A 26586-nucleotide genomic window follows, 5' to 3' on the forward strand; every position below is an offset into this window, starting at 1 on the left:
CCTTACCTCATGTCATCAGGAACGTTTGAATACCGAAACATCCAAATCTTTTTACCTGAAGATACAGTTGCATTGCCTAGATTTGAGGATTTACAATTAGAACTGTCTCGAATTTTTCCAAATCGTCCAACTACCAATAAACCCTAAATTTAAAAATGTTAGCTACTAAAAAGTTTTCAATCGAAGACTACCACCGCCTAATTGAGTTAGGTTTTTTCAAGGAGGGCGATCGCATCGAATTAATTCGAGGAGAATTGGTGGAAATGGCAGCTAAAGGCAAGCGTCATACGGTGTGTTGTATGAATTTACTAGAAGAATTAGCCAGTCTTCTCAAAGGAACAGCGAAAATTCGCTGTCAAGATCCTATCGAACTTCCCAATCTCAGCGAACCCGAACCGGATTTTGCGATCGTGAGAATGCGCGAAGATAACTATCTTACAACTCATCCTCAACCGGAAGATATTTTTCTCGTCATCGAAATTGCTGACTCTTCACTACAGTTCGATCGCGAGGTCAAACTTCCCGTTTACGCCGAAGCTGGAATCGAAAACGTTTGGATTTTTAACTTAATCGATCGTTGTCTCGAAACCTATACCCAACCCTGTCAAATGCCGAACGGAAGATTTGAATATTGCCAACGCCAAATCTTGTTACCTGAAGATACGCTAACATTACCTGGTTTTGCCAATAATAATCTAGATCTATCGACGGTTTTTCCGACAATAAGCTGACAGAAATTTACTGAATCTTAGAATTTTGAATGTCTACCTACGATCGCATCTATCAAATCGTTCGTCAAATTCCCCCCGGACGAGTGGCCACCTACGGACAAATCGCAACCCTAGCCGACTTACCCGGACAAGCCAGACTCGTGGGTTACGCACTCTATCGCGTCGATCTGGCAAATTCCGACGTACCCTGGCATCGGGTTATCAATGCTAAAGGCTGTGTTTCTCATTCACCACAGCGACGAGGAACCGATTACCACCAACAAGCACTTTTGGAAGCCGAAGGAATTGAATTTGACGAGTCGGGAAAACTCAACTTGAAACAGTATCTTTGGCGATCGCCTCCGACTTCAACTTCAGTTTAAAGGGTGTCTGGATCTTCTCCCAATTCTCGCAGTCGTGCCGCCAGTCGTTCGGCGCGCTGTTGTGCTTCTTCAGCTTGTTGCTGTGCGGTTTCAGCTTGTTGCTGTGCGGTTTCAGCTTGTTGCTGTGCGGTTTCAGCTTGTTGCTGTGCGGTTTCAGCTTGTTGCTGCGCCGCTTCTTCAGGAAGTGGGACGACGTTACCCTCCGTATCGTAAAACCGCAGCCAGATCGCCGTTTCTCGATCGATCGTTCCCTGCCAAGTTCCCAGCCAAAATCCGAGCGTTTCGCACCACAACCAACCGTTTTCTTGAGTTTCGAGAGGTTGGTAGTTAAACTGTTTGTCGAGTTGCCAACCTTCGAGAGAATTTTCGTCGAAGGGATCGTAAATAAAATAATTACGCGTGTGGAAGGTTTGTGAATACAACTCTTTTTTAACCCCGCGATCGACCTTGGCTGTCGAAGGCGACATCAACTCGACGATAACATCAGGATAGCGTCCCTCTTCTTCCCAAATCACCCAACCCTGGCGCGATCGCGTTCCGTCTACGTTCAACACCACGAAAAAGTCCGGTCCGCGAAAATCTCGATTCAGCGCCTGCTGGCGACTGTAGTAGACGAACATATTGCCGCCAGTGAAATAGTCGTCGCGATCGCACCAGGCTTGCTGTAGCGATCGAATTAACAGATTCATGGCGATGCGGTGTCGGTTGCTTTCCAAGGGTTCCCCGTCATCGAAAATCAAATCCGTCGGTGGCATTGGCGGTTGCCACTCTTCTACTGTTGCCGGTTGAGGGAGTTGAGAGGGGGTGGCGTTAGCTGTCATAACAATTTTCCCTCGATCGAACGTCTCTTTGAGTTTAGCGCCTGTTAAACTTCATCGGGATCTTCTCCTAGTTCTCGCAATCGTGCCGCCAGTCGTTCGGCGCGTTGACGTTCGGTTTCAGCTTGTTGCTGTGCCGCTTCTTCAGGAAGTGGGACGACGTTACCCTCCGTATCGTAAAACCGCAGCCAGATCGCCGTTTCTCGATCGATCGTTCCCTGCCAAGTTCCCAACCAAAATCCGAGCGTTTCGCACCACAACCAACCGTTTTCTTGAGTTTCGAGGGGTTGGTAGTTAAACTGTTTGTCGAGTTGCCAACCTTCGAGAGAATTTTCGTCGAAGGGATCGTAAATAAAATAATTACGCGTGTGGAAGGTTTGTGAGTACAACTCTTTTTTATCAGTCCGATCGACCTTGGCTGTCGAAGGCGACATTAACTCGACGATAACATCAGGATAGCGTCCCTCTTCTTCCCAAATCACCCAACCCTGGCGCGATCGCGTTCCGTCTACGTTCAACACCACGAAAAAGTCCGGTCCGCGAAAATCTCGATTTAGCGCCTGCTGGCGACTGTAGTAGACGAACATATTGCCGCCAGTGAAATAGTCGTCGCGATCGCACCAGGCTTGCTGTAGCGATCGAATTAACAGATTCATGGCGATGCGGTGTCGGTTGCTTTCCAAGGGTTCCCCGTCATCGAAAATCAAATCCGTCGGTGGCGTCGGATGCCAATCTTCCAACCTCTCGGCTAGAGGGAGTTGAGGCGGTGTCGCGTTGGCTGACATAATATCGTCCCTCGATCGCTCGTTTTCTCGAGTTTAGCGCGATCGCCTCTCTCGCAATCTTTCTAAGGATAGGTTTCGTCGAGGCATTCGGTCTGTCATACTGCCATCAGGAAGACTCCGAAACGCTTCCGCAATCGAGAATCTCTGCGATCTTGCGACTTGAAATCAGGAGTAGGTTAAAGCATGGACACGATAGAAGCGATTCGATCGCGCCGCTCTGTCAAACATTACGATCCCAACCACGAAATGAGTCAGGAGGAGATCGACAAGCTGCTTTCCCTGGCGATGCTGTCTCCGACTGCCTTTAACATTCAAAATTGGCGGTTCCTCGTGATTCGCGATCGCCAACTGCGCCAAAAAATTCGCGAAGTGGCTTGGAATCAAGCGCAGGTGACAGATGCCTCGCTGCTCGTAATTCTCTGTGCCGATCTCAAATCCTGGGCCGAACAGCCAGAACGCTACTGGTGCAACGCACCACAAGCAGTTCGAGATTTTCTCGTTCCGGCGATCGCTCAGTATTACGACGGTCGAGAAACCGTACAGCGAGACGAAGCCATGCGCTCTTGTGGCATCGCCGCACAAACGATTATGCTCGCGGCGAAAGCGATGGGGTACGATTCCTGTCCGATGGACGGGTTTGACTTCGAGAAAGTGGCCGAGTTGGTTCGTCTTCCCGAAGACCACGTTATTTCGATGTTCGTCGTCGTCGGAAAAACCGTACAGGAAGCGCGGCCTCGTGGCGGACAGCTTCCCATGGAAGACGTGGTCGTGTTCGATCGATTTTCCTAAACCGATCTCGCGCCATGAAGCAGGATAGAAGCCTGCGTCGCGACTGGGTTGTCCTTTCGTTCACTGCCGACTCAAACTCAGATGACTTCAACTCTTTCTCCCCACTTACTTTCTCCTTTTAATATGGGAGACTTATCGCTGAAAAACCGCGTCGTCATGGCTCCCCTAACGCGAGCGCGAGCGGGAATCGAACGGATGCCGAACGCACTCATCGCCGAACACTACCGACAACGAGCCTCGGCTGGATTGATTATCAGCGAAGCCGTGGCGATTTCGACTCAGGCTCTCGGCTGGGAGCGATCGCCGGGAATCTACACCGACGCACAAGCTGAAGCCTGGAAACAAGTGGTCGAAACCGTTCACAGCCAAGGAACGCCGATCTTTTTCCAGCCGTGGCATTGCGGACGCGCCTCTCACAGCAGCTTTCACCCAGAAGAAGGACTTTCCGTCGCGCCGTCTGCCATTCCCATTAATTACCCTTACATCGACACGCCAATCGGGCCGCAAGACCACGAAACGCCTCGTCCCCTAGAAACTGAAGAAATCGGACAGGTCGTTGAAGATTACCGCCAGGCGGCGATTCGCGCGAAAGCGGCCGGGTTCGACGGCATCGAAGTAGACGGCTCTAACGGCTATCTCATCGATCAGTTTTTACAGTCGAAAACCAACCACCGCCGCGATCGCTATGGGGGAAGTTTAGAAAACCGCTTTCGCTTGTTGCGCGAAGTCCTCGAAGCGACGATTTCGGTATTTCCCGCCAACCGCGTCGGCGTGCGGATTTCTCCCAACGGTAGCTTTAACGATATGGGATCGCCAGACTACCGCGAAACCTTTCTCTACGTCGCCAAACAATTGAACCCATACGGTTTGGCCTATCTCCACGTCATCGATGGATTGGGTATCGGCTTTCACGAACTCGGCGAACCCATGACGCTGGCAGAGTTGCGGCAGGTGTTCGACGGGCCGTTAATGGGAAACTGCGGCTACACCCAGGAAACGGCAGAGACGGCGATTCGCGAAGGAAATGCCGATCTGATCGCCTTCGGACGGCTGTATATGAGCAATCCCGATTTGGTGGAACGGTTCGCCAACGGTTGGGACTTGAATCCTCTTCCGGATAAGTCGATTTGGTATTCGCCGGGTGAAAAAGGATACACGGATTTTCCAACCTATCGAGAGGCCGAAACCACTTAGGTATCGAGCCTCGTCGTTAACTGGAGATGCGATCGCCAAACCCGTGAAGCATAGCGATCGCACCTTCTAAGCAGGCGTTTTGTCCTGCGCCACCCTTTGTTGTCCTTCAATTCAAACTCAGATGACTTCGACTCTCTCTACCCACTTACTTTCTCCTTTTAATATGGGAGATCTATCATTGAAAAACCGTGTCGTCATGGCTCCCCTGACGCGATCGCGAGCGGGGATCGAACGGATGCCGAACGCACTCATGGCAGAATACTACCAACAACGAGCCTCGGCAGGGTTGATTATCAGCGAAGCCACCGTCATCTCCACTCAGGCGATCGGTTGGCAACAATCGCCGGGAATCTATACCGACGCACAAGCGAAAGCCTGGAAACAAGTCGTCGAAGCCGTTCGCAGCCAAGGAACGCCGATGTTTTTACAACTGTGGCACTGCGGACGCGCTTCTCACAGCAGCTTTCACCCCGAAGACGGACTTCCTGTCGCACCGTCTGCGATTCGCCTCGACGACGACTACATCCACACGCCGACGGGGAAACAGGACTACGAAACCCCTCGCGCCTTGGAAACCGAAGAAGTCGAACAGGTCGTTGAAGATTACCGAAAAGCAGCCGAACGTGCAAAAATGGCGGGTTTCGATGGCATCGAAATTCACGGTGCCAACGGTTATCTGATCGATCAGTTTTTACAGTCGAAAACCAACCACCGCAGCGATCGCTATGGGGGAAGTTTGGAAAATCGCTTTCGCTTTCTTCGCGAAATCGTCGAAGCCACAACTTCCGTGTTTCCCGCCAACCGCGTCGGCGTGCGGATTTCTCCCAACGGCGACTTTAACGATGTGGGATCGCCGGACTACCGCGAAACCTTTCTCTACGTCGCGCAACAGTTAAACGCCTATGGTTTGGCCTATCTCCACGTCATGGACGGTTTAGAATTTGGCTTCCACGAACTCGGCGAACCCATAACGCTGAAGGAGTTACGGCAGGTGTTCGACGGGCCGTTAATGGGAAACTGCGGCTACACCCAGGAAACGGCAGAGACGGCGATTCGCGAGGGAAATGCCGATCTGATTGCCTTCGGACGACCCTACATCAGCAACCCCGATTTGGTAGAACGCTTCGCCAACGGCTGGGAACTGAATCCTCCGGCAGATATGTCAGTGTGGTACTCGTTCGACGAGGAAGGATACGCCGATTTTCCGATGTATCAGAACGGGAAAAATACTTAAGTTAGGGCTGGCTGAAAAAGTATTAAAGTTAAAGTGAGGGAAGGCAACGGGGAACGGGGGATCGGAGGTTGAGGAATGCGAGCGGCTCGCGATTTTCTCCCGAATTTTGGTCTCATTATGACCGAAAACTCGGGAGTTTTTTTCAAGTTAATTTCCTTAAACTCCTTCAGGAGTCACGCATCTACATCATTTGTAGGGTGAGTGCATCTCAAAAATGTAAATTCATCGGAGACAAGCTTTTGTACTCGATAGTGCTACGCACCGATCGACACTTTCCAAGCGGCTGTTGGGTTCCACGGAGGTTCGCAAAACCTACCCAGAGCCTCGTGTTTTTACATCCATTGAGATGCACCCGTTTCAGTTTTATTCAGCATATTCTAAGTAAGAATACAGCGTAAGAATACAGCGGAATCCGTTTCCGATAAGCTAGGTTTCAACAAGTCTTCACCACATCCCCCCTTAGCCCCCTATCCCCCCTTCGCCCCCCTTTGAAAGGGGGGGGATATAGGGGCTTGTCTGACTGAGTAAAACCAGTATTTGAGTCCGAGCGGAGTCGAAGCGAGCGAAGTCGAAGCGAGCGAAGTCGAAGCGTTGAAATTCGGATTCCGTATAACCCGATCGTTTTCTCACCTCTCGAAATTAAACGATCGCCAATTCTCCCAACTGTTCCTAAATCCGGCGATCCCTGTTCCCAACTTCAACCAACCGTCTTTTTCGGCAAACCCTAATTATATTCACCGATCGCCAAAAAATACGCGATCGCCCCCAAAGAAAACCACGTATGATCCTCCCTCAAAGAAATGTCACGAAACGATATCGTCCGAGAGATTCGATCGCTCGAGTAAATTGTCAACGATCGCTAACACAGAAAGCTGTAACGGAGCGAAAAAACTTCCGGTCACGTCGCGATCGCAGCCCCAGCGGGGTAAAATCCCAGCCAAGTCTGCCAAGAACGGGGAAAATTCCTCCAGAATATGCCCCATAATAAAAGACTGGTTGTTTTGAGACGGAGAACGAAACGCACATGGGTCGTGCTACTAAAGCCGTACTAGCCTATTCCGGTGGCGTCGATACGTCAGTGTGTATCCCCTACATGAAGCAAGAATGGGGAGTGGACGAGGTAATTACCCTCGCCGCAGACTTGGGACAAGGAGAAGAACTCGGGCCAGTTCGCGAAAAAGCCTTGACTGCGGGGGCGAGTCAGTCCCTCGTGGCGGATGTTCGAGAAGAATTCATCGCCGATTACGCCTTTCCCGCCATTCAAGCCAACGCCCTCTACGAAAACCGCTATCCCCTCTCGACGGCTTTGGCCCGTCCCCTGATCGCGAAGAAACTGGTAGAAGTCGCCGCAGAATACGGAGCGGACGCCGTCGCTCACGGATGTACGGGGAAAGGGAACGACCAAGTTCGCTTCGACGTCGCGATCGCCGCTCTCAACCCCAACCTAAAAGTACTCGCCCCAGCTCGCGAGTGGGGAATGAGCCGCGAAGAAACCATCGCCTACGGAGAACGCTTCGGGATTCCCTCTCCCGTCAAGAAGTCTTCCCCATACAGTATCGATCGCAACCTTCTCGGACGCAGCATCGAAGCCGGGCCCCTCGAAGATCCCTGGAACGAACCCCTCGAAGAAGTGTTCGCGATGACGACCGCGATCGCCGAAACGCCCAACGAACCCGAATACGTTGAAATTGGCTTTGAGGAAGGATTTCCAGTCGCCATCAACGGCGAAGCCCTCTCTCCGGTAAAACTCGTCGCCACCCTCAACGACATCACCGGACGCCACGGTGTCGGTCGCATCGACATGATTGAAAACCGCCTGGTGGGAATTAAATCGCGGGAAATCTACGAAGCTCCCGCGTTGATGACGCTGATTCAAGCCCACCGCGACCTCGAAAGTCTGACACTGACGAAAGATGTCACCCAGTACAAACGGGGAATCGAGGAAACCTACAGCCAACTGGTGTACAACGGACTGTGGTTCAGTCCCCTAAAAGGGGCGTTAGATGCGTTCGTCCGAGAAACCCAAAAACAAGTCACTGGGGTAGTCCGGGTCAAACTCTTTAAAGGAACCGCTACCATCGTCGGCCGCAAATCCGCCAACACCCTGTACACCGACGAACTGGCCACTTACGGCTCTGACGACCAGTTCGACCATAAAGCCGCTGAAGGCTTCATTTACGTTTGGGGTCTCCCCACGCGGATCTGGTCGCAGAAGATGCGGTAGTTTGGAGGGGAAGAAGGGGAGAGGGGGAGAGGGGGAGAGGGGGAGAGAGGGAGAAACTGTTAGCTGTTCCCTGTTCCCGATTCCCTGTTCCCTGTTCCCAATTCTCTTCACCGAAACTGTCTCCGCAGTAAAAGCGAGTTGGTGACGACGCTAACGGAACTCATGGCCATGAACGCGGCGGCGACGGCGGGATCGAGAAGAATTCCGAAACTGGGTAACAAGACGCCAGCGGCGACGGGAATTCCAATAGTGTTGTACGCAAACGCCCAAATCAGGTTTTGGCGGATTTTGTTGAAGGTCGCCCGACTGAGGCGAATCGATTGGAGAATGTCGTCGAGTCGATCGCGCATGAGGACGATTTGAGCGGTTTCGACAGCCACGTCGGTTCCGCCGTGGAGGGAAATTCCCACGTTCGCTTTAGCTAAGGCCGGGGCGTCGTTCATTCCGTCGCCGACTAACGCCACGTTGTACCCCTGTTCTTGTAACTCGACGATCGCACGAGCTTTATCGTCGGGACTGACTTCAGCGAAGACATCTTCGCCTAGCAATCCCACCTCACGGGCGATCGCGTCGGCGGCTTCTCGGCGATCGCCGGTGAGTAACTTCACGCGCAATCCCAATTTTTGTAAGTGTCGCACGGTTTCGGCGGCGTCCGATCGCAACTCGTCTCGCACGGCGATAACTCCGGCCACTGCTCCATCAACGGCGACGTAAACCGCTGTATTTCCCCGACGAACGAAGGATTCTGCGTGTTGCGATACCTCGTCAGTCACCGAAACGCCATGTTTTTCTAGCCATAGCCGATTTCCAACCAGAACGTCTCGATTCTCGACGATCGCCGAAACGCCGAGTCCGGGTTCGGTGTGGACGTTTTCGACGGGGTGTAACGAAACCCCCGTGTTTTTAGCGTGACGGACGATCGCCTCGGCTAACGGATGACTGGTATTCTGTTCGACAGACGCCGCCATCGACAACGCCGAGACGGATTGAACGTTCCACACTTCCGTTACTGTGGGTTCTCCTCGCGTCAGGGTTCCCGTTTTATCGAAGACGACGGTATCGAGTTTGTGGACGTTTTCGAGAACGTCGCCGCCCCGGATTAACAATCCCCGTTCGGCCCCGATTCCCGTTCCCACCAAAATCGCCGTCGGTGTGGCTAATCCCAACGCACAGGGACAGGCGATCGCCAACACGTCGATGGTCAGCTTCAAACTCAACAATACTGGAGAAGTGGGGCGATCGAACATCTCGTGAACCGGCCCCAAATTGGGAAACTCGCGACTGACAGACAACACCTGCGGAAACCAATCCGTCCCAAACCCGTACCAAAACAGGAACGTCAAGGCGGCGATCGCCATAATTCCATAAGTAAAATATCCCGCCACAGTATCGGCCAACCGCTGAACCGGGGCTTTTCGGGTTTGCGCCTCCTGAACCAACCGGACGATGTGGGCGAGTGTCGTGTCTTTCCCCGTCCGCTGCGTCTGTACGACGATGCTTCCCGACTGGTTTAGGGTTCCCGTCGTCACCGTATCTCCCACCTGTTTGAGAACCGGCATCGGCTCCCCCGTTAACATAGACTCGTTAATAGCAGTTTGTCCGGCGACGATCTCGCCATCGACGGGAATTTTTTCCCCAGCCCGCACTTGAAGGAATTCCCCCACTCGCACCTGGTTCGCCGGAAGGTCGAGAAGCGAGTTTCCGTCGAGGTGGTGTATCTTATCGGGATTCGTTACCAAACGAACTGTTTTCGGTTGCAACCCGACTAAAGATTTCAGCGACGCCGCCGCTCGATTTCTCGCCCGTTTTTCGAGCGATCGCCCCAACAGAACGAACCCCAGCAACATCACGGGTTCTTCAAAAAAGCAATCCCAACCCAAATTGGGAAACAACAACGCCGCACAACTGGCGACGTATGCAGTCGTCACCCCCAACCCGACGAGAGTGTTCATGTTGGGGGCGTTGTGCGTCAAACCTCGCCATCCATCCAGCAACAGGGGACGCCCCGGAACCAACAACGCCGCCGTCGCCAGGGTGAAGTGAAACCCAATGTTACTCAACCCCGGAATCGCCGGAAGTCCCAACATTTGAAGGTGTCCGACGACCGACAACACGATGAGGGCGATCGCCACCATCAGTTGTTGTTGCTGTTCTCGGGCGGCGTCTCGGTGGCGTTCTTCTGTCGCTTCCAAATCCTCTACGGACAATCCCGTCGCGGTACGCGGTTGGCTGGGAAATCCCGCTTCGGTGAGCGTTTGGGCGAGATGGTTCGGTTCGACGCGGTTCGGTTCGTATTCCACCGTCGCCATTTCCGTGGCGAGGTTGACGCAGGCGGATTTGACGCCGGGAATTTGGCTGAGTTTGCGTTCGACGGCTTTGACGCATCCCGCGCACTTCATCCCCCCGACATCGAGTGCGAGGGTTTGCGGGGTGTCGAGTTGGGATTGACTCAGTTGCATAGGGGACAGAGAAACGTCTGTACTTTAGGATAGCGAGTCGAAACGAGGTTTACGAGTGTTTCAGGGAGACGAGACGAGAGCCAGCGATCGCCGGGATCGATCGAGGTTGCTTTCGGGGCGATCGCTGCGGGTTCGCCACTAGACTGTCGTTATCAAAAAATTTGGGTCTAAAACCCCGCCCTTCTAGGGCGGCTTTTGACAATCCTGTTTTTTGTTCTAAAATATTCAGAACAATCAAGCTAAACGACAATGCTTGTTCTCGAGTTCAAAGTCAAAGGTAAACCCCACCAATACGCAGCGATTGACGAAGCGATCCGAACCGCACAGTTCGTTCGCAACAAGGCACTGCGCTATTGGATAGATAACCGAGGTGTTAACAAATACGACCTCAACAAATACTGTCGAGTCCTGGCTCGAGAGTATGGCTTTGCCCGAGAACTCAACAGCACGGCTCGTCAAGCCTCAGCCGAACGCGCTTGGTCGGCAATTTCTCGTTTTTTCGAGAACTGTCGCAAGTCTGTTCCTGGACACAAAGGATATCCCAAGTTCAAGAAAAACAGTCGTTCCGTTGAGTACAAAACTTCCGGTTGGAAGTTACTCGACCCCAAGCATATTGTCTTTACGGATAAGAAAAATATAGGACGACTAAAACTGGTTGGAACTTGGGATTTGGCGTTTTACAGTACAGAACAAATTAAACGGGTTCGACTGGTTCGCAGGGCTGACGGTTACTACGCACAGTTCTGCGTTAGTGTCGAGGTTCGAGAAACACTCGAACCGTCAGGAAATACCGTGGGGTTGGATGTCGGACTCAAGGAGTTCTACACCGATTCAAACGGAGAATGCGAACCGAATCCGAGGTTTTACCGAAACGCTGAGAAAAAGCTGAAACGCGCTCACCGAAGGGTGAGCAAAAAACAGAAAGGCTCTGCCAACCGGAAAAAAGCCGTCAATCAACTCGGGCGAGTACACCTCAAAATAAGTCGGCAACGTGAAGAACACGCCAAGAGACTGGCGCGTTGCGTAATCCGATCTAACGATCTGGTGGCCTACGAAGACTTGAGGATTAAGAATCTGGTAAGAAACCACTGTCTCGCCAAGTCGATTCACGATGCAGGTTGGTATCAGTTCAGGAAGTGGTTGGAACAGTTTGGAGAAAAGTTTGGCAGGATAACCGTTGCGGTCGAACCTGCCTATACCAGCCAAGCCTGTTCGAGTTGCGGCACGGTGGTCAAGAAAAGTCTCTCGACTCGAACTCACGTTTGCCAGTGTGGGTGCGAGTTGGATAGAGACCACAACGCAGCCATCAACATCCTGAACGCTGCCTTGAGTACGGTAGGGCATACCGGAACTTTGGTTCGGCTTCGCTCACCGAGCGCAGTCGAGGTGAACGCTTCTGGAGATTTGACCGCTACTTTGGCTGGTGCAAACCTGTCAGAGCAAGTCGGATCGTTGAAGGAAGAATCCCCACGCCGTGATAGCTGGGGAGTGTCAAGCTGCGACTTCTGGAGTGGGGGCGTTTCGCACGTAATCGAGGTTGAGGAAAAGCATCGTATACACCACGGACATAAAATATCCCGCCAGCGCGATGACTAAGGATAGCAGAACGTTCAAAACCAGTTGTACGATGGGGAACGCAGCAAAGATACCCACCAAAAAACCGACGATAAATCCCAGAACGATAAAGATAATCAAAAAGCCGATTCCAATGATAAGAAAACGACCGAAGACTTTCCACCATTGTCCTTTTACGAGATTCCGGCTGTATTGAAAGGCATTAAATCCACAATCTCGCAGCGCGATCGCTTGTCCGATAAAGGCGAGGTTGACCGCTAAATAAATTCCAGGCACGACCAACAGCACTGTCCCGACACCGATAATTAACGAGGCAACTAAGCTGACGACAACCGTAATTGCAATTTTAGGAACTGCCAGTTGTAACGCGGTCTTCGCATCGATAGACTGTCCGAGAACGGCTCGTTCTGAGACGATGTGTGTTGCCAATGCAGACATCGTTCCTAATACGATCGCCAAAATGTAAAAAACGACTAAAATTGTAATATTTGATGATGTAAACTCAATCGTCTCTCCAGGAGTTTCGGGTTGTGGAATAAATTGACTGATGACAATCAGTGGAAGGTTGACGATGAGAGTAAAAGTCGCGAACGTTGAGATATTTTCTTTGAAAATCGTCCAACCGAGGTCGAAATAATCTCCAACTTCTGCATTGGCTTTTTGTAAAGTTTGTTGCATGGTTCTTAATCCAATTTTGAGAAGTGTTTAAAAATTTATAATTGAAATCAAGCGAAGACTTTTATGGTATACTTAAATTGTTGAAAATTTCTAGTTTTTCGAGATTTTTTTAAGATTCCGAACTGTCTCTGACTACTGCATCGTCTTGTCGCGGGCGATCGCCAGTCTCAGCCCAATTCGGTAAATTCAGAAATTGATAACTCTAATGATGCTGGTCAGTTACGATCCTTTCGTGATAAGGATTCAAAAAAAGTAACATTACTCCTCATTACTACCTGGACAGGTTCTTATTTCGTGGCTTCCTGTGGCGGTGTGACCGTCGATCGGCTCAAAGCGTATGTTTAAAGCCAAAACACCCCGTCCTCCAATTCCCCTCTCGTTATAGCCGACAGCCGACAGGCCATAACGGAAGGCCCCTTAGAGATTAATGTTGGCAGTTTCGCAAGGCGATCGCGACGGGTCGGAAAACTGAGCTGCATAGCGAATTCCTGAGAGGGTGGTATCGTCGTAGGAAATAACAACCACAGACAAATCGAGGAGGCGTGAGTGAAAGGTTGGCGATCGTGGTGTGGTGTCAGTGTCGGACTTGCGATAACGTGGCTGTCAACTGCTGAATCTTTGTCCGCTCGCGTCGTCCCGAAAACAACTCAAGCGCTTTTAGAGATGCCGAAAAAGCGCTCGTTCGGGCTGGAAACGCAGCAACCGACCCAAAAACAGCACGCCCAAAACGTGCCGTCGATTCCGCCGATTCAAACAGATCCCGAACCCGATCCCGGCGATCGATTCGGATCGCCCGAACCGGAAGCCGAACCCCTCGAACCGGACGACGAAACCCTACCGACTGAACCCGAACCGCCTCCCCCGACTCCCGAAACCGATCCCGACGCACCTCAATTCTTCGTAGAAACGGTCGAAGTCGTCGGAAGTAGCATTTTCACGCCCGAAGAACTGAGCGCCTTCACCGCCGCCGTCGAAGGGCGAGAGGTGACGTTACAAGACTTACAAGCTGTCGCCGACGCCATTACCCAAGAATATCTCGATCGCGATTACATCACCTCTCGCGCGATCGTCCCCAACCAAGATATCGAAGGGGGCGTCGTGACCATCCAAATTATCGAAGGGCGTCTCGGGGAAATCCGCATCGAAGGAACCGAACGACTCAGCGAATCCTTCGTTCGCAGTCGCATCGAACTCGCCGCCGACGTTCCTCTCGATACCGCCGCCCTTGAAGACCAATTGCGCCTGTTGCGGGCCGATCCCCTCTTTGAAAGCGTCGAAGCCAGCTTGCGGGCCGGAGACGACATCGGCGAAAGCTTGCTCGTCGTGCGCGTCACCGAAGCCAATCCCTTCGGGTTCCGCGTCGCCACCGACAACTACTCGCCCCCTAGCGTCGGCGGCGAACGGGCGATCCTCGGCGTGCGCCATCGAAACTTGGCCGGGTTCGGCGACGAAATCGACATTGAATATAACTTTACTTACACCAACGGGTTAGACTTCTTCGATATCGCTTACCGCATTCCCGTCAACCCGATGGAGGGAACGCTTCAGTTTCGCGTCTCCCCGAACCGCAACGAAATCACCCAAGCCCCCTTCGATGAATTTGACATTCGCGGCGAGTCGAACCTCTACGAAATCGATTTTCGACAGCCCTTGATTCGTACCCCTCGCGAAGAATTTGCCCTATCGGTGGGGTTTTCTTGGCAAGACAGCCAAACTTTTCTCGACGACGACCCCGAACCCTTCGGTATCGGCCCCGACGAAGACGGCCGCAGTCGCACGCGATCGCTCCGCTTCAGTCAAGATTACGTGCGTCGGGACACGAGCGGGGCGTGGGTATTGCGATCGCAAATGCGCTTCGGAACCCGAATGTTTGACGCCACCATCAACTCGGGAGACGACCCGGACGGGCAGTTTTTCAGTTGGTTGGGACAGTTCCAACGCATCCAACGCCTCGGAGACGACCACCTCCTCATCGCTCGCCTGTTCGCCCAACTATCCCCCGATCCCCTGCTTCCCTCCCAACAGTTCGTCATCGGCGGCGGTCAGTCGTTACGGGGCTATCGCCAAAACGTCCGGGCGGGAGATAACGGCTTTAGCTTCTCCATCGAAGACCGAATTACCCTGCTGCGGGACGCTTCGGGACTGCCAAAACTGCAAGTGTTGCCCTTTTTAGACATGGGGGCGGTGTGGAACCACGACGATAACCCCAACGCCCAAGCGAGCCAACGATTTTTAGTGGGTTTGGGAGTTGGGGCAATTTGGGAAGCCTTTCCCGGCTTCGTCCTTCGTGTCGATTATGGCGTTCCCCTCGTCGATTTGAGCGATCGCGGCGAGAACATACAAGATGACGGGTTTTACTTCAGCGTCGGATACGAGTTTTAGAGTCACCAGTCACCAGTCACCAGTCACCAGTCACCAGTCACCAGTGGGGAGATGGGGAGATGGGGAGATGGGGAGATGGGGAGATGGGGAGATGGGGAGATGGGGAGATAATGTGAAACGTTCTCCCCATCTCCCGGTCATTTCGATACCTCCCTTTGGGCGACGCACATCAGCGACAACGCTGCTTCGGGAGAATCGGGGTCGATTCCCGAGAAACGCTGGGCGATGCGGTATTTGGACGCCGATCGCCCGATGTTACCCTGGAAAATTTCCGCCCCTAGGTCGTGGTTGTGCGGAAAGATGCGGGTAGAAAAGCCCACAGGATCGAGAACCGAACGAAACCAATCCGCCGTCACGCCGTCGCCGGGGACGTGGTGTGCTTCGCTGGCGAGGGCGCACTCTTGCTCGCATTTGGAGGCGTGACCGCCCCGTTCGATCCAGCGATAGAGGGGCAAACGGGCTTCCCAGATAAACCGGGCCAGTCCCTTATAATGCCACGCCGTTTGTTGGGGGTCGTGGTCGCACACCAAGACGCCACCGGGTTTGACCAGACGTGCGGCTTCTCGCAAGGCTTGGGTCATGTCGTCGCAGTGATGCAGGGTGGCGTTGACGACGACGATATCGGCAATTTGCGATCGCAAGGGTAACTGTTGCGCGTCGGCTAGAAGCGGTTGATAGCCCAGTTCGGCGGCCATTTTTAACGCCCCGAAACTGATATCGACACCGATTAACAGTTTGGGACGACCGCCGACGGAGGCGAAAACGTTCCCCGGACCGCAACCGATATCGACGACGATTTTATCGTCCCAGGAACCGGTGGCCGCCTGCCAGCGATCGATAAACGCGCGATCGCGATGGCACGCCTCGAAGTACGATCGCCCCCATTGGGGATGGCCAAAGTATTGAGCGTTCGCAGCTAAAGCGAGAGTGAGGCGATCGGGCGAAACGCTCGTACAGGAAATTCCATCGATGTACTCGGGCGTCACGCCCTCGTGCAAGGCATCCTCGAGAGAGGAGATAACGGATACAGTGCTATAGGTCATCGTTTCAGATAAAAGTCGTCGGTGAAACCTATCGAACGGAAAAACTATGGCGACTAGGAATAGCGAACTTGCAGCAGCAGGCGATGCTGGCGAGTCGGGGCTTTGAGTTTGTGGAAGCAAGAGGGGTCTTGAAAGAAGCCAAATCCAGCGTCGCCGCAAATGACGAGTTCCCGATCGCTACCGTAACGGGCTGCGATCGCTTCGTCGGTATGACGTCCAGACTTCAGTAACATTCCCAAGGGTTTATGGTGGTGGGAACCGCGAACCATCACGTGAGGACCGGACAGTTCGTCTGCGACGGGAGTGATGTAGAAGTAAGCCGTCACGAAGTTGTATCCGGCGATGTCGTAGTGATAGTTCGTCGGCGGATAGCCGGTGCGAAGTTCGGTTTCGGGTAAGTCTGAGGCGAGACTCCAGGTCAGATGGCTGGTGATTTGCGTTGGGGAATACCGCAGATAGGTCGAGGCGATTTGATGTAGCAGGGGATCGCTGGCGACTTCTGCAACCCCCGGACAGGTTTCGGGTTCGATCGCCAGGGCCCGAAGGGGACGGTGTCCGTCAGGTAAGCGGCCGGTTTCGTCGAGTTCGCCGATAAAAAAGGGGCGATCGTAACCGGGTTCGGTACATGCGGTTCGGTTGGCGTAGTTCAGACAGGCCGAAACAGTCGCCTCGGGAATTCGCAAGCCGAAGGCGACGGCGTGGGTTTTGACTTCCGAGACGATTTCGCCGAGGGAGGCGTCTGCGAGGACGACGGGCGATCCTGGGTTAAAGGCGTTTGTCTCGACGCCGAGAGGGAGTTTTTGGCGAATATTTTGCAGCCAACTGTAGGACTGGCGAAACCAACGAAATCGACTAAATCGCTGGGTGATATCGCCACGCATCAGTCGTTCGATCGCGTTGGGGGAGGTACTCAACCGTCCGTTTAAGCGAATCATGGTTCGAGCTTTTAAGTTGGGCGATCGCTCGCTCTGCAAGACTTTTGTTGCGCTCATAATACTCTCCTAGGTTTTGTTGAAAACAAGATGAAAGCCGGTTCGTGTCGAACGGCCTCGCTTGGCTTCTTCTTAACACTCACAAGCCTTGGAAGTTTTTCCAGACAATTTGCGTCGAAAATTATTTTTTTTAATTTTCTGTTTTTCGTTCTAATTACAATATTTTTTGACATGAGAAAATTTCGCGTCTCGATTGAGATTTTAAACGCGATTTTCAAAATGCAAGAAAATAAAAAACGAGGCTGTTACGGGAAGTTTATTACAGTTTAAATTTTAAATTCTTCGATTTAGAGTCATATTCCAGCCACCGCGAGATGTTCGATATATTTTCTATGTGCGATCTGAGATTTGCTTGAAATTCTCTGGCGTATCCTATTGAGTTTCATATCTGCAACCTCCTGGTTTCACAGTTAATATAGGATCGACCTCAGAACAGACGAAATTAGTTCTCGTTCGTTCCCGCACTCTGCGATCGCCGCCTCGACTGGATCTCAAACAATCTGAAGTCGCGATCGGTTAGCAAACCTCGGATAACTCGACCAGCGACTTTCTTTTCCTGTAAATACGCAAGCGATCGCCTTTTTCTCAGTTCCGCCAGTTCGTTCGTTCCAATATTAAAGAACTGTCACTTACTAAAAATACTTTTCTATTTGTCTGTATAAATCGCTACAAATATTATTATTTTTAGAATATTTGTTTGAGGTAAGTTCAGAAATAAGTCTTATAAAGTATTCAGGCGATCGCGAACAAAAAAAGCTTTGAATTTTTATCAAAAATCGAAATAGAGACAGTTTTCAAAAAACACAAAAAACATTCTATCTTACTTTTATATCTAACTGCGAACTCAATTGTGCCGTTGCAGACAATTCGATATATATTGGGAATAGCATCGAGTATCCTCAGCCACAGAGCAAGAGGTTACCGCTCTCAATTTTTCAATCCCCAACGTTAGAAACAGTTATATTTTCTCAAACACACCATCCAGTCCGTTTCCCCAACCTTCTAACTCGACTCCCCTAAAATCATGGACGTTCGACTCGATTTCGCAGAACTCGGCGACCTCGACCCCATTGGCAACCGATACGCCGATCGCGGGTTGACCTTTTCTAGCAACGCCGTTAGCCTGATCGATCGCCAAGCGGGAGGACAGGGAAACTTCGAGATCGCTGAAGAAACCGGCGATCGCACGATTTTGACCTATACCGACGGCGATGCCATCGAAGTGGGCGTTAACAATAGCCTGCCCGCCATCGTTTCCGGACAACTGACCCTACGCTACACCTCGCCCCACCTCAACCATGCCGTTGAAATTCGCGACGGAAACGGAACCCTCCTCCAAACCACCCTGCTACCCAAAACCGCCCCGAACTTTGGCGGCGGCAGTGAATTCGGGAACTTCCAAACCGTCGTACTCGACTTCGTCGGCGACGGGCGAGCGATCGCGATCGGCAGTCTGGCCAACCAACTCGGACTCGACGACTTCGACCTCACCCTGAACTTCGAGCCATCCGGCGGTGCGAACGCTCCCCCGATCGCCCTCGACCTATCGAGCGATCGCGTCTTTGAAAACAGTTCCAACAACACTCTCGTCGGCGTACTCACCACCACCGATCCCGATGCGGGAGACCTCCACACCTACACCCTCCTCGACGATGCAGGCGGACGCTTTACCCTCGACGGCGATCGACTCCTCGTCGCAGATGGAACCCTCCTCGACTTTGAAACCGACACCGTCCATACCGTCACCGTCCGCACCACCGACAGCGGCGGACTGAGTTTCACTGACACCTTCGACATCCAAATCGACGATATCGACGAAACCCAACCCAACCAACCCCCGATCGACATTCTCATCGATCCGCCCAGTCTCGACCTGGCCGAAAACAGCCCCACGGGAACCGTCTTCGGTACTCTCGACGCGATCGATCCCGACGGCGACGCTCCCCTCACCTTCACCCTCATCGACAATGCAGGCGGACGCTTCGTCCTCAACGGAAACCAGATCGTCGTGGCCGATGGAAGCCTCCTCGACTTTGAAACCACCCCCAGCCTCGACATTACCGTTCGCGTCGCAGACCCCGGAGGCTTGAGCTTCGACGAAACGATCGCCGTCAACCTCACGGACGTTCCGGAACCCCCCACCGCCACCGACGACACCCTCAGTCCTACCGACATTCTGGGAACCCCCGACGACGACACCCTGGTTTACGGAGAACTCGTCCGAGTCTCGATTCCCGACAGCCAACTCCTCGCCAACGACAGTGACCCCGACGGCGATACGCTGCAAGTTGTCGGGGCGATCGCGCCTTTCGTCGGCGGATTGGCGTTTCGCGATGCAGCCCTCGGCGCAATCGTCTTTGAACCCGACGATATTTTCTTCTCCACGGGATCGGGACAGTTCGGCTACCTCATCGACGACAACAACGGCGGAACGGCGGCGGCGACCGTCACGGTTTTCGGAGACGCGATCGCTACCCAAGACGCTCTCGGTGGAAATGACGTTTTAGTGTTAACCGACCCCGTCGCGGTGGATTTGAGCCAAACGGACGACCAAACCCTCAACGACACCCTCACAGTTCTCGGATTTGAAAACGTCATCGGCTCCCCCGGCGACGACACCCTCGGCGGCGACGACAACCCCAACCGCCTCAGCGGTGAAGCTGGAAACGACAGTTTGGTCGGGGATGACGGCCTCGACACCCTCGACGGCGGCGACGGCGACGATATTATGTTCGGCGAAGTGCAGGATCTGTTTTTTGGCGGAAACGGGATCGATACGATCGTCATTGAAGAAGATTCCGATAACATCGTCACCGTTCCCATCGATGTTGAAGTTCTCGTGACGGGAGAGGGAGACGACTCGATCTTCGGTAATGTCGGCGACGAAACGATTTTCAGCGGTGACGGAGACGATATCGTCTCTGGCGAACTCGGCGACGATGCGATCGCCGGGGGGTTTGGAAACGACGTTCTCGAAGGGGGGTCGGGAGCGGATATCTTCGTGTTCGACAGCCCCGACGAGGGAGTCGATACCTTGGTGGATTTCGAGCCGTTTTTCGGAACTGGAGGCGGCGATCGCATTTTCGTCTCCGCCAGCGGCTTCGGTGGCGGACTGACTCCCGGCGTTTTAGGTTCGGAACGGTTCGCCTTCGGAGCAGCCAGCGACGCGGACGATCGCTTTATTTTCCAACTCTCTACGTTGGGGGGGGCGCTGTTCTACGACCCCGACGGGATCGGGGCGACGCTACCGATACAAATCGCCGCGATTCCCACGACGACCTTCTTCGTCGCCGAGGATATTTTCGTGTTCTAGGGCGTACCTCTAGTCGCGATCGAACCGAAAATGTCAAAATGGCAGCGTTGAAAATGTTAGTCCTAGAGAGCGAGCGACTGTGAGCGAAAATTTTATTACCATTGACGACCAGGCGATTTCCCTGAAAAAAGCGATCTCCTACCTCAATACGACCGGAGACCTACCGAAATTCATCCAAAATATCCTGCATCGTCACGTCATCGAACAACACCTACAGGAGCGCAGCGACCTCGAGGTGGATTCTCAGCAAATCGAGCAGGCTCTGGTCAACTTCCGCATTCAAAACCGCTTGACCGAACCCGGCCGCTTCGAGCAGTGGCTCAAAAGCCAAAATCTCACCTACGAACAGTTTCGCGATCGCGCCGCCGAATCGCTGCGTATCGAACAGCTCAAGCAAGAAACGATCGCCGCGACCGTTTCCACCTACTTTCAGGAAAACAAACCCGATCTCGATCGCGTGATGCTGTCGCGAATCGTCGTGTTAGCGAGAACCCTGGCCGACGACATTCGCGCCTCCATCGAGGCGGAAACCGAGACGTTCGAGGCGCTGGCGAAACAGCATTCCGTTACCAACGACAGCAACGCCAACGGCTTGATGGGAACGTTGCAGATGGGACAACTTCCCCCGGAAATTCGCGAACAGTTGCGCGGTCGCGAGGTCGGTGAGTTAGTCGGCCCCATCGAAACGGAAGGTCGCTACATCCTGTTGAAAATCGAGCAGTGGTTCCCGGCGGCGTTAGAGGGTCAGCTCAAACGCCAACTCGACGATCGCTTTTTCGCGCAGTGGCTCCAAGAACAACTCAAAGATAAGAAAATCAAGCTCAATATCGAGTAATCTCCGGGTTTTCTCGACGGTGCGCCGACCGACGCCCCTATCGGATTTGCCCGTTTTCGTTTAAGATAAGCGATCCCTCTCTGGCGATCTGGCCTGAGGGGGAGCGTTGTGCGGCGCGATCGGCGTCAGTTCATTTCTGTTTCTGGCCGAGCTGAGGAGGTGGACGAGATCGTCGGTGTGGCGATCGCACCAGTTTTACACTCAACCCCGCCAACGACTGCCAAAACTCAGCGAAAATCCTAAATGAGACGTTTTTATCGCGTCAATTCAGCGTTTAGCAGAGTTGCCGATCGCGACCTCCCAAAATATATTTTGCGATCGCGGTAGATTTGATATAATCGTAAAATGACAAGGTTGCCGAGGTAAGCTTTTTCTATTGCTTACACGGATTTATTTGTAAGTAACAACGCTTCGACTCCGCTCAGCGTTGAGAATTTCATAAAATTTTATAAGTTTTGATAAAGACAATTTTGAAGTACTCGGCAAAAGAACGGCCGGGTATTGCCTTGAAATGCCGTGTTTTTTAAGTTTTTATAATCGTACAATATTTATTGCCAATCCATCGCGAGCTGAACCATCAAGAAAAAAACAAATCCCAAAAATATATTTCTTTGATTTAAACTACAAATAAAATAGTGTTTTATTTCTGTTTTTTTATGTCAAATAAATAATTTTAAAAAAAACAACGATTATCAAAATTACATTAATGCTTCGATCGAGCATTAAACAAAAAATAAGCTAATTTCTTTTCGATTTTAGTGTGCTGTCCGACGATTTTTTGCCATCCGAACTAGCGATTTCTCCGCCTAACTCAAATCCCGAGATGACGACCTACGAACCCCTTCACCACAAATATCGTCCTGCCACCTTCGGCGATTTAGTCGGCCAAGAAGCGATCGCCAGCACCCTCACCAACGCCCTCGAAAAACAGCGTATCGCTCCAGCGTACTTATTTGCCGGGCCGCGAGGAACCGGGAAAACCTCCAGCGCCCGCATCATGGCGAAATCCCTCAACTGCTTAGCCGTCGATCGCCCCACGGCTACCCCTTGCGGAACCTGCCCGACCTGCCGAGCGATCGCCAACGGATCGGCATTAGACGTCATCGAAATCGACGCCGCCAGCAATACCGGAGTCGATAACATTCGCGAACTCATCGAACGCGCCCAATTCGCCCCCGTCCAATGTCGGTATAAAGTCTACGTCATCGACGAATGCCATATGCTGAGTACGGCGGCGTTCAACTCCCTACTAAAAACCCTAGAAGAACCGCCAGAGCAAGTTATCTTTATCCTCGCCACCACCGATCCACAGCGAGTTTTACCGACGATTATTTCCCGGTGTCAGCGGTTCGACTACCGCCGAATTCCCCTCGAGGCTATGGTGTCCCACCTCAAAACCATTGCCGAAAAAGAAGCGATCGCCATAGCCGACGACGCCGTTACCCTAGTCGCACAAATTTCCCAAGGCGGCTTGCGAGACGCCGAAAGTTTGCTCGACCAACTGAGTTTGCTCCCCGAACGCATCACCGTCGATCGCGTGTGGGATTTAGTCGGTGCCGTTCCCGAAAAAGACTTGTTCGATCTCCTCGAAGCCATCGCTTCCAACAATCCCCAGTCCGTCCTCGAACGCTGCCGCAACCTGCTCGATCGCGGACGAGAACCCCCCATCGTCGTGCAGAACCTCGCCGGATTTTACCGAGACCTGTTAATTGCCAAAACAGCCCCGAATCGCAGCGATTTAGTCGCTGTAACGCCGCCGACGTGGGCGAAGCTGTGCGAATTTGCCCAGCAGTGGGACGCCTCGATAATTTTGGGCGGTTCCCAACACCTTCGTCAGTGCGAGATTCAAATCAAAAACACCACCCAACCGCGACTGTGGTTAGAAGTGAGCTTACTGGGATTGTTGCCGTCAGCGTCGAACCCTGCCACCGCTGAAGCGACTGCCCCCAGTATGCCCGCGACAATGCCCGCCAGAGCGATCGCGCCGCCAACCGTCTCTGGTGGGACACCCCAAACCGCGACGCCACCCACGACAACCGCGATCGCATCTCCTCAAACCCACGAGAGCGATCGCGCCGCAACTGGAACGACGCCATCGTCCCCCGTTCGTCCTGAAGCCGAAGAACCCGCTTCAGCAAACTCGACTGCGCCATCTCAGCCCCCTTCCGAACCGGCGATCGCAACCCCTCCCGCCACCACCCACGAACCCGTCCCGTCAGAACCCGACGACGCGGCGGACGAACCGACCTCCTCAGAACCCGTCGCTTACGATCTGCCCCAGATTTGGCAACAGGTTCTCGACAACATAAAAATGCGAGCGACGCAAGAATTATTGCGGCAACAGGGTCAATTACTGGGATTCGACGGAACCATCGCCCAAATCGGCGTCAGTTCGGGGTTGATGAAACTCGCAGAACGAAAAGTTCCCGACATCGAAGCGGCCTTTCAGCGGACATATCAACGAACCGTTCGCGTCCAACTCGAAGCCAACCGTGGAAACGCTCCCGCCTCGGCGCAGTCTTCCCGTACCGTCCATCAGACTTCACCGCCACCCCAGCCTCAGCAACCCCCTGTCGTGCCAACTCCAACGCCGCAGGCTCGACCCATTCCGACAACTGAAACAGTTGCCCCACCAACGCCGTCGCCACCGATCGCTGCGAGCCAATCCCAACCGTCGAGTTCCGACAATCCCCCCTGGGACACGCGAGCCACGACGCCGTCTCCCCCAGCACACAACGATCCGGTTCAGCACGCACCGGCTCCCAACGAGTCTCGCGTGTGGGAAGAAGACGAACTCAGCAACGTGGCCGATCGCTTTGCTGAATTTTTCAACGGGGATGTCGTATCGGTTGACGACGATCTAGATTTTGAGTTTTAGCTCCTCGTCCCGTCATCTCATCATCCCGCTCAGTGGTGCAGAAAACTTTTCGAGATCGGGGATTGACAAAATACATGAAATCTGTATTGGGAGTCAAGCCAGATCCCCGGCATCTCCAAGATGCCGGGGATCTCAGGCAGCCATTTACCGATCTGGGATTTTGCGGCCAACCCTTTAATACGGCGATATGTTTTCTAACAAGGGTTTCAGGACTTTTCTGCACCACTAAGCCTCGTCCCGTCATCTCATCATCACCGATGTCCCTGGTGGAGCGTTTTGACCCATTTGAGTCGTTTGGGACGCACGGCGAGACGAGCGGTGGTACTGGCCATGACGACGAGCCAGTGCATCATGTAGAGGGTTCCGCGCAGACTTTGGAGCAAAATAACCCACAGGGGTTGTTGTTTTCCGTGCAGGCGATCGCAACGACGCAATCCTAAAAACATCCACAACATCGACAGGCCGATGGTTAAAGTGGTCAGGGGACTGAAGATAGGTAAGCGGGTACGGACGATCGCCATAACCAAATCGGGAAGTGCCGCCGTCGGGAGGATATATTGCATCAACACGAAGACGAACAAATCCAACCGCTTCGCAAAACTCAGCCGCGAACCGAACAACAGTCGCCAGTAGTCGAGATAACGTTGATAGCCACCTTCGGCCCATCTCGAGCGTTGGTGCCAGAGGGCGAGCGGTTGCGTCACCGCTTCTTCCGACACCGTAGGTAGCGTCACACATTCAATATCCCAGCGATCGAGATGGAGGCGCAGCGTCAAATCCAAATCGTCGGTAATCGTTTCCTCGTTGAAATGGCCACAGCGTTCGAGGGCGCTGCGACGGATCAGTTGACCGTTGCCTCGCAGTTCGCCGATACCGCTGAGGGCGACTCGTTTTTCTTGAACGTAGGCATCGAGAATCATTTCCGTAGTTTGACCCTGCGTCCAAAAATTATCGTTGGCGTTGTCGATGGCTTTGCGAACCTGCACTGCACCGACGCGATCGCGCTCGAACAGGGGCAACACGCGCCAAAGGAAATCCGAATTCACCTTGGCGTCCGCATCGAACACCGCGACGATATCTCCTTTAGCAAATTGTAGGGCGTTGTTGAGAGCGCCGGACTTGCCGCCTCGGGCCGTACCGTCGCGGTGGAGGACGCGCAGGCGATCGTAACGCTGTGCCAAGCGATCGAGCAGTTCCGGCGTACGGTCGCTGCTGTTGTCGTCGATCGCCCAAACCTCGTAACAGTCTTCAGGATAATCGAGGTCGCACAACATTTCGACGAGGGATTCGACGACGGCTTCCTCATCTTTCGCCGCCACGAGAAACGAAACGTAAGGCAGTTGAGATCGATCGAGATCGCGACCCCACGAGACCTCAGAGCGAGGCGTGGCGAAGATTAACCGCATGGCGTGTAACCCCAACAGTCCCGTCAGTCCCATGACGAACCAAGCACCCCAAGACACCGAATGTAAAACGATCGTTCCACCCCACACCAGCGTCAAGACTATAGCTGCTTTGCGCCGTCGTCCGGCATAGCCGCGATAGGAGACTGGCACCTCCGACTCACCACCTTTGCGTTCCTCATCCTCGCGGTCGAACAATATAGCTTGAAGCGGTTCCCCCGCTCGAGACGAATTCCGATCGAACCAAAAATTTGCAGGCATAGTTTAGAGTTGCGTTCGCTGCACTCACCAACTCGAACAGCAGTCGATCTCAAGCGCCAAAGGCTCAAAGAACCGATTAAAGTATAAGTTGGTTATTCATCTTATGGTAAGTTCTCAGTTCCCATTTCGTGCGAAAGACGGTTCGACAGCGGGGCAGACGCGGCCTGCCCGTCGTCGTCCCGGTCGAGTCAGTTGTCAATCCCCTAGTTGGAGGAAATCGCGACACGATGCCCGCTTTAGAACACTTGCAACCCGCCCCGAAATCCAAGGTGATGGTGTACTTGCCGTACTACAAAACCAACAACCAGCGGAGCGCTCTTCCCTTGGCGATCGGGTTGTACGAAACTGGAAATCTCGAAGGAGAACGTCAGATCGAAGGCGGTAAAAACATCCCCTTTGTCGCGACCTGGAGCGTGTCGAGCCTTCCGGCCGATCCGACCCGCTGTCGGTTGCAGTTCGACGGAAATGCCGATCTCAGTTACGAGACTACGATGGCGAACTACGAGTTCATCAACCACTTGATCGAACTGTTAATTTTCTACAAGAAAAATCGCTGCATCGATTTTTCCAAAGGGTTTTATCACAAACTCCTCGATGTAGACGAGTAAGATTCCAGTCAGAGAACGCCGC

The 26586-nt window shown here is 53.1% G+C and carries 20 protein-coding genes; 12 read left to right on the forward strand and 8 right to left on the reverse strand.

Going from position 1 to position 26586, the window contains the following annotated elements; genetic code table 11:
* Positions 1–155: 155 nt before the first annotated feature.
* Together GEI7105_RS0109230 and GEI7105_RS0109235 are read left to right on the forward strand one after the other, a co-directional pair.
* On the forward strand, positions 156–731 hold the full coding sequence (locus GEI7105_RS0109230) for a Uma2 family endonuclease (protein ID WP_017660191.1): 576 nt from the start codon (positions 156–158) through the stop codon (positions 729–731).
* 29 nt (positions 732–760) lie between these two features.
* On the forward strand, positions 761–1093 hold the full coding sequence (locus GEI7105_RS0109235; RefSeq protein ID WP_017660192.1) for an MGMT family protein: 333 nt from the start codon (positions 761–763) through the stop codon (positions 1091–1093).
* On the opposite strand, the gene GEI7105_RS0109240 is transcribed toward GEI7105_RS0109235, so the two are convergent.
* Entirely contained in the window at positions 1090–1914 is an 825-nt protein-coding gene (locus tag GEI7105_RS0109240) for a Uma2 family endonuclease (protein ID WP_017660193.1), read from the reverse strand. The genes GEI7105_RS0109235 and GEI7105_RS0109240 overlap by 4 nt on opposite strands.
* 44 nt (positions 1915–1958) lie before the next feature.
* Positions 1959–2696 carry a Uma2 family endonuclease gene (locus tag GEI7105_RS0109245; RefSeq protein ID WP_017660194.1) on the reverse strand — a complete coding sequence of 246 codons (738 nt, stop codon included), beginning with the start codon at positions 2694–2696 and terminating at the stop codon, positions 1959–1961.
* Positions 2697–2879: 183 nt separating this feature from the next.
* Between GEI7105_RS0109245 and GEI7105_RS0109250 the strand changes: the two genes are divergently transcribed.
* The 3 genes from GEI7105_RS0109250 to GEI7105_RS0109260 all read left to right on the forward strand — a co-directional run bounded on the left by GEI7105_RS0109250 (position 2880) and on the right by GEI7105_RS0109260 (position 5913).
* Entirely contained in the window at positions 2880–3485 is a 606-nt protein-coding gene (locus GEI7105_RS0109250) for a nitroreductase family protein (protein WP_017660195.1), read from the forward strand.
* Positions 3486–3566: 81 nt separating this feature from the next.
* Positions 3567–4679 carry an alkene reductase gene (locus GEI7105_RS0109255; protein ID WP_026097535.1) on the forward strand — a complete coding sequence of 371 codons (1113 nt, stop codon included), beginning with the start codon at positions 3567–3569 and terminating at the stop codon, positions 4677–4679.
* A 121-nt stretch (positions 4680–4800) separates the two neighbouring features.
* Positions 4801–5913, forward strand: coding sequence for an alkene reductase (locus GEI7105_RS0109260; protein WP_026097536.1), 1113 nt, complete (start codon positions 4801–4803; stop codon positions 5911–5913).
* A gap of 803 nt (positions 5914–6716) precedes the next feature.
* Here GEI7105_RS0109260 and GEI7105_RS0109270 read toward each other — a convergent pair.
* Positions 6717–6896 carry a hypothetical protein gene (locus tag GEI7105_RS0109270; RefSeq protein WP_017660198.1) on the reverse strand — a complete coding sequence of 60 codons (180 nt, stop codon included), beginning with the start codon at positions 6894–6896 and terminating at the stop codon, positions 6717–6719.
* Positions 6897–6937: 41 nt separating this feature from the next.
* Between GEI7105_RS0109270 and GEI7105_RS0109275 the strand changes: the two genes are divergently transcribed.
* Entirely contained in the window at positions 6938–8137 is a 1200-nt protein-coding gene (locus tag GEI7105_RS0109275; protein ID WP_026097537.1) for an argininosuccinate synthase, read from the forward strand.
* 107 nt (positions 8138–8244) lie between these two features.
* On the opposite strand, the gene GEI7105_RS0109280 is transcribed toward GEI7105_RS0109275, so the two are convergent.
* Positions 8245–10596 (reverse strand): heavy metal translocating P-type ATPase, encoded by a 2352-nt coding sequence (locus GEI7105_RS0109280; protein WP_017660200.1) that lies wholly within the window; start codon positions 10594–10596, stop codon positions 8245–8247.
* A 249-nt stretch (positions 10597–10845) separates the two neighbouring features.
* On the opposite strand from GEI7105_RS0109280, the gene GEI7105_RS34650 reads away from it, so the two are divergent.
* Positions 10846–12192, forward strand: a complete 1347-nt coding sequence (locus GEI7105_RS34650; protein ID WP_017660202.1) for an RNA-guided endonuclease InsQ/TnpB family protein — start codon at positions 10846–10848, stop codon at positions 12190–12192.
* On the opposite strand, the gene GEI7105_RS37005 is transcribed toward GEI7105_RS34650, so the two are convergent.
* On the reverse strand, positions 12088–12849 hold the full coding sequence (locus GEI7105_RS37005) for a hypothetical protein (protein WP_051044131.1): 762 nt from the start codon (positions 12847–12849) through the stop codon (positions 12088–12090). The two genes, GEI7105_RS34650 and GEI7105_RS37005, sit on opposite strands and share 105 nt — an antisense overlap.
* A gap of 546 nt (positions 12850–13395) precedes the next feature.
* Between GEI7105_RS37005 and GEI7105_RS0109305 the strand changes: the two genes are divergently transcribed.
* Positions 13396–15231, forward strand: coding sequence for a ShlB/FhaC/HecB family hemolysin secretion/activation protein (locus GEI7105_RS0109305; protein WP_202804392.1), 1836 nt, complete (start codon positions 13396–13398; stop codon positions 15229–15231).
* A 137-nt stretch (positions 15232–15368) separates the two neighbouring features.
* Here GEI7105_RS0109305 and GEI7105_RS0109310 read toward each other — a convergent pair whose 3' ends face one another.
* Positions 15369–16274, reverse strand: a complete 906-nt coding sequence (locus GEI7105_RS0109310; protein WP_017660206.1) for a class I SAM-dependent methyltransferase — start codon at positions 16272–16274, stop codon at positions 15369–15371.
* A 53-nt stretch (positions 16275–16327) separates the two neighbouring features.
* Complete coding sequence (locus tag GEI7105_RS0109315; RefSeq protein ID WP_202804393.1) at positions 16328–17266, reverse strand: hypothetical protein; 939 nt, start codon at positions 17264–17266, stop codon at positions 16328–16330.
* 1024 nt (positions 17267–18290) lie between these two features.
* Between GEI7105_RS0109315 and GEI7105_RS33305 the strand changes: the two genes are divergently transcribed.
* From GEI7105_RS33305 to GEI7105_RS0109340, 3 genes are all read left to right on the forward strand, one after another.
* Entirely contained in the window at positions 18291–20579 is a 2289-nt protein-coding gene (locus tag GEI7105_RS33305; RefSeq protein WP_017660210.1) for an Ig-like domain-containing protein, read from the forward strand.
* A 79-nt stretch (positions 20580–20658) separates the two neighbouring features.
* On the forward strand, positions 20659–21414 hold the full coding sequence (locus GEI7105_RS0109335) for a peptidylprolyl isomerase (protein WP_017660211.1): 756 nt from the start codon (positions 20659–20661) through the stop codon (positions 21412–21414).
* A gap of 823 nt (positions 21415–22237) precedes the next feature.
* The gene (locus tag GEI7105_RS0109340) at positions 22238–24292 is read left to right on the forward strand and encodes a DNA polymerase III subunit gamma/tau (protein ID WP_017660212.1); all 2055 of its coding nucleotides are present in this window, start codon (positions 22238–22240) and stop codon (positions 24290–24292) included.
* A 251-nt stretch (positions 24293–24543) separates the two neighbouring features.
* Here the strand turns inward: GEI7105_RS0109340 and GEI7105_RS0109345 are convergent, their stop codons facing one another.
* Positions 24544–25956: a glycosyltransferase family 2 protein gene (locus GEI7105_RS0109345; RefSeq protein ID WP_017660213.1), complete on the reverse strand. Its 1413-nt coding sequence runs from the start codon at positions 25954–25956 to the stop codon at positions 24544–24546.
* Positions 25957–26084: 128 nt separating this feature from the next.
* Here GEI7105_RS0109345 and ebsA point away from each other — a divergent pair, with 128 nt between their 5' ends.
* Entirely contained in the window at positions 26085–26564 is a 480-nt protein-coding gene (gene ebsA / locus GEI7105_RS0109350) for a type IV pilus biogenesis protein EbsA (protein ID WP_017660214.1), read from the forward strand.
* Positions 26565–26586 lie beyond the last annotated feature (22 nt).

Origin of the sequence: Baaleninema simplex PCC 7105, from assembly GCF_000332355.1 — a bacterium.
GTDB classification, from domain to species: Bacteria; Cyanobacteriota; Cyanobacteriia; order Cyanobacteriales; family Geitlerinemataceae; genus Baaleninema; species Baaleninema simplex.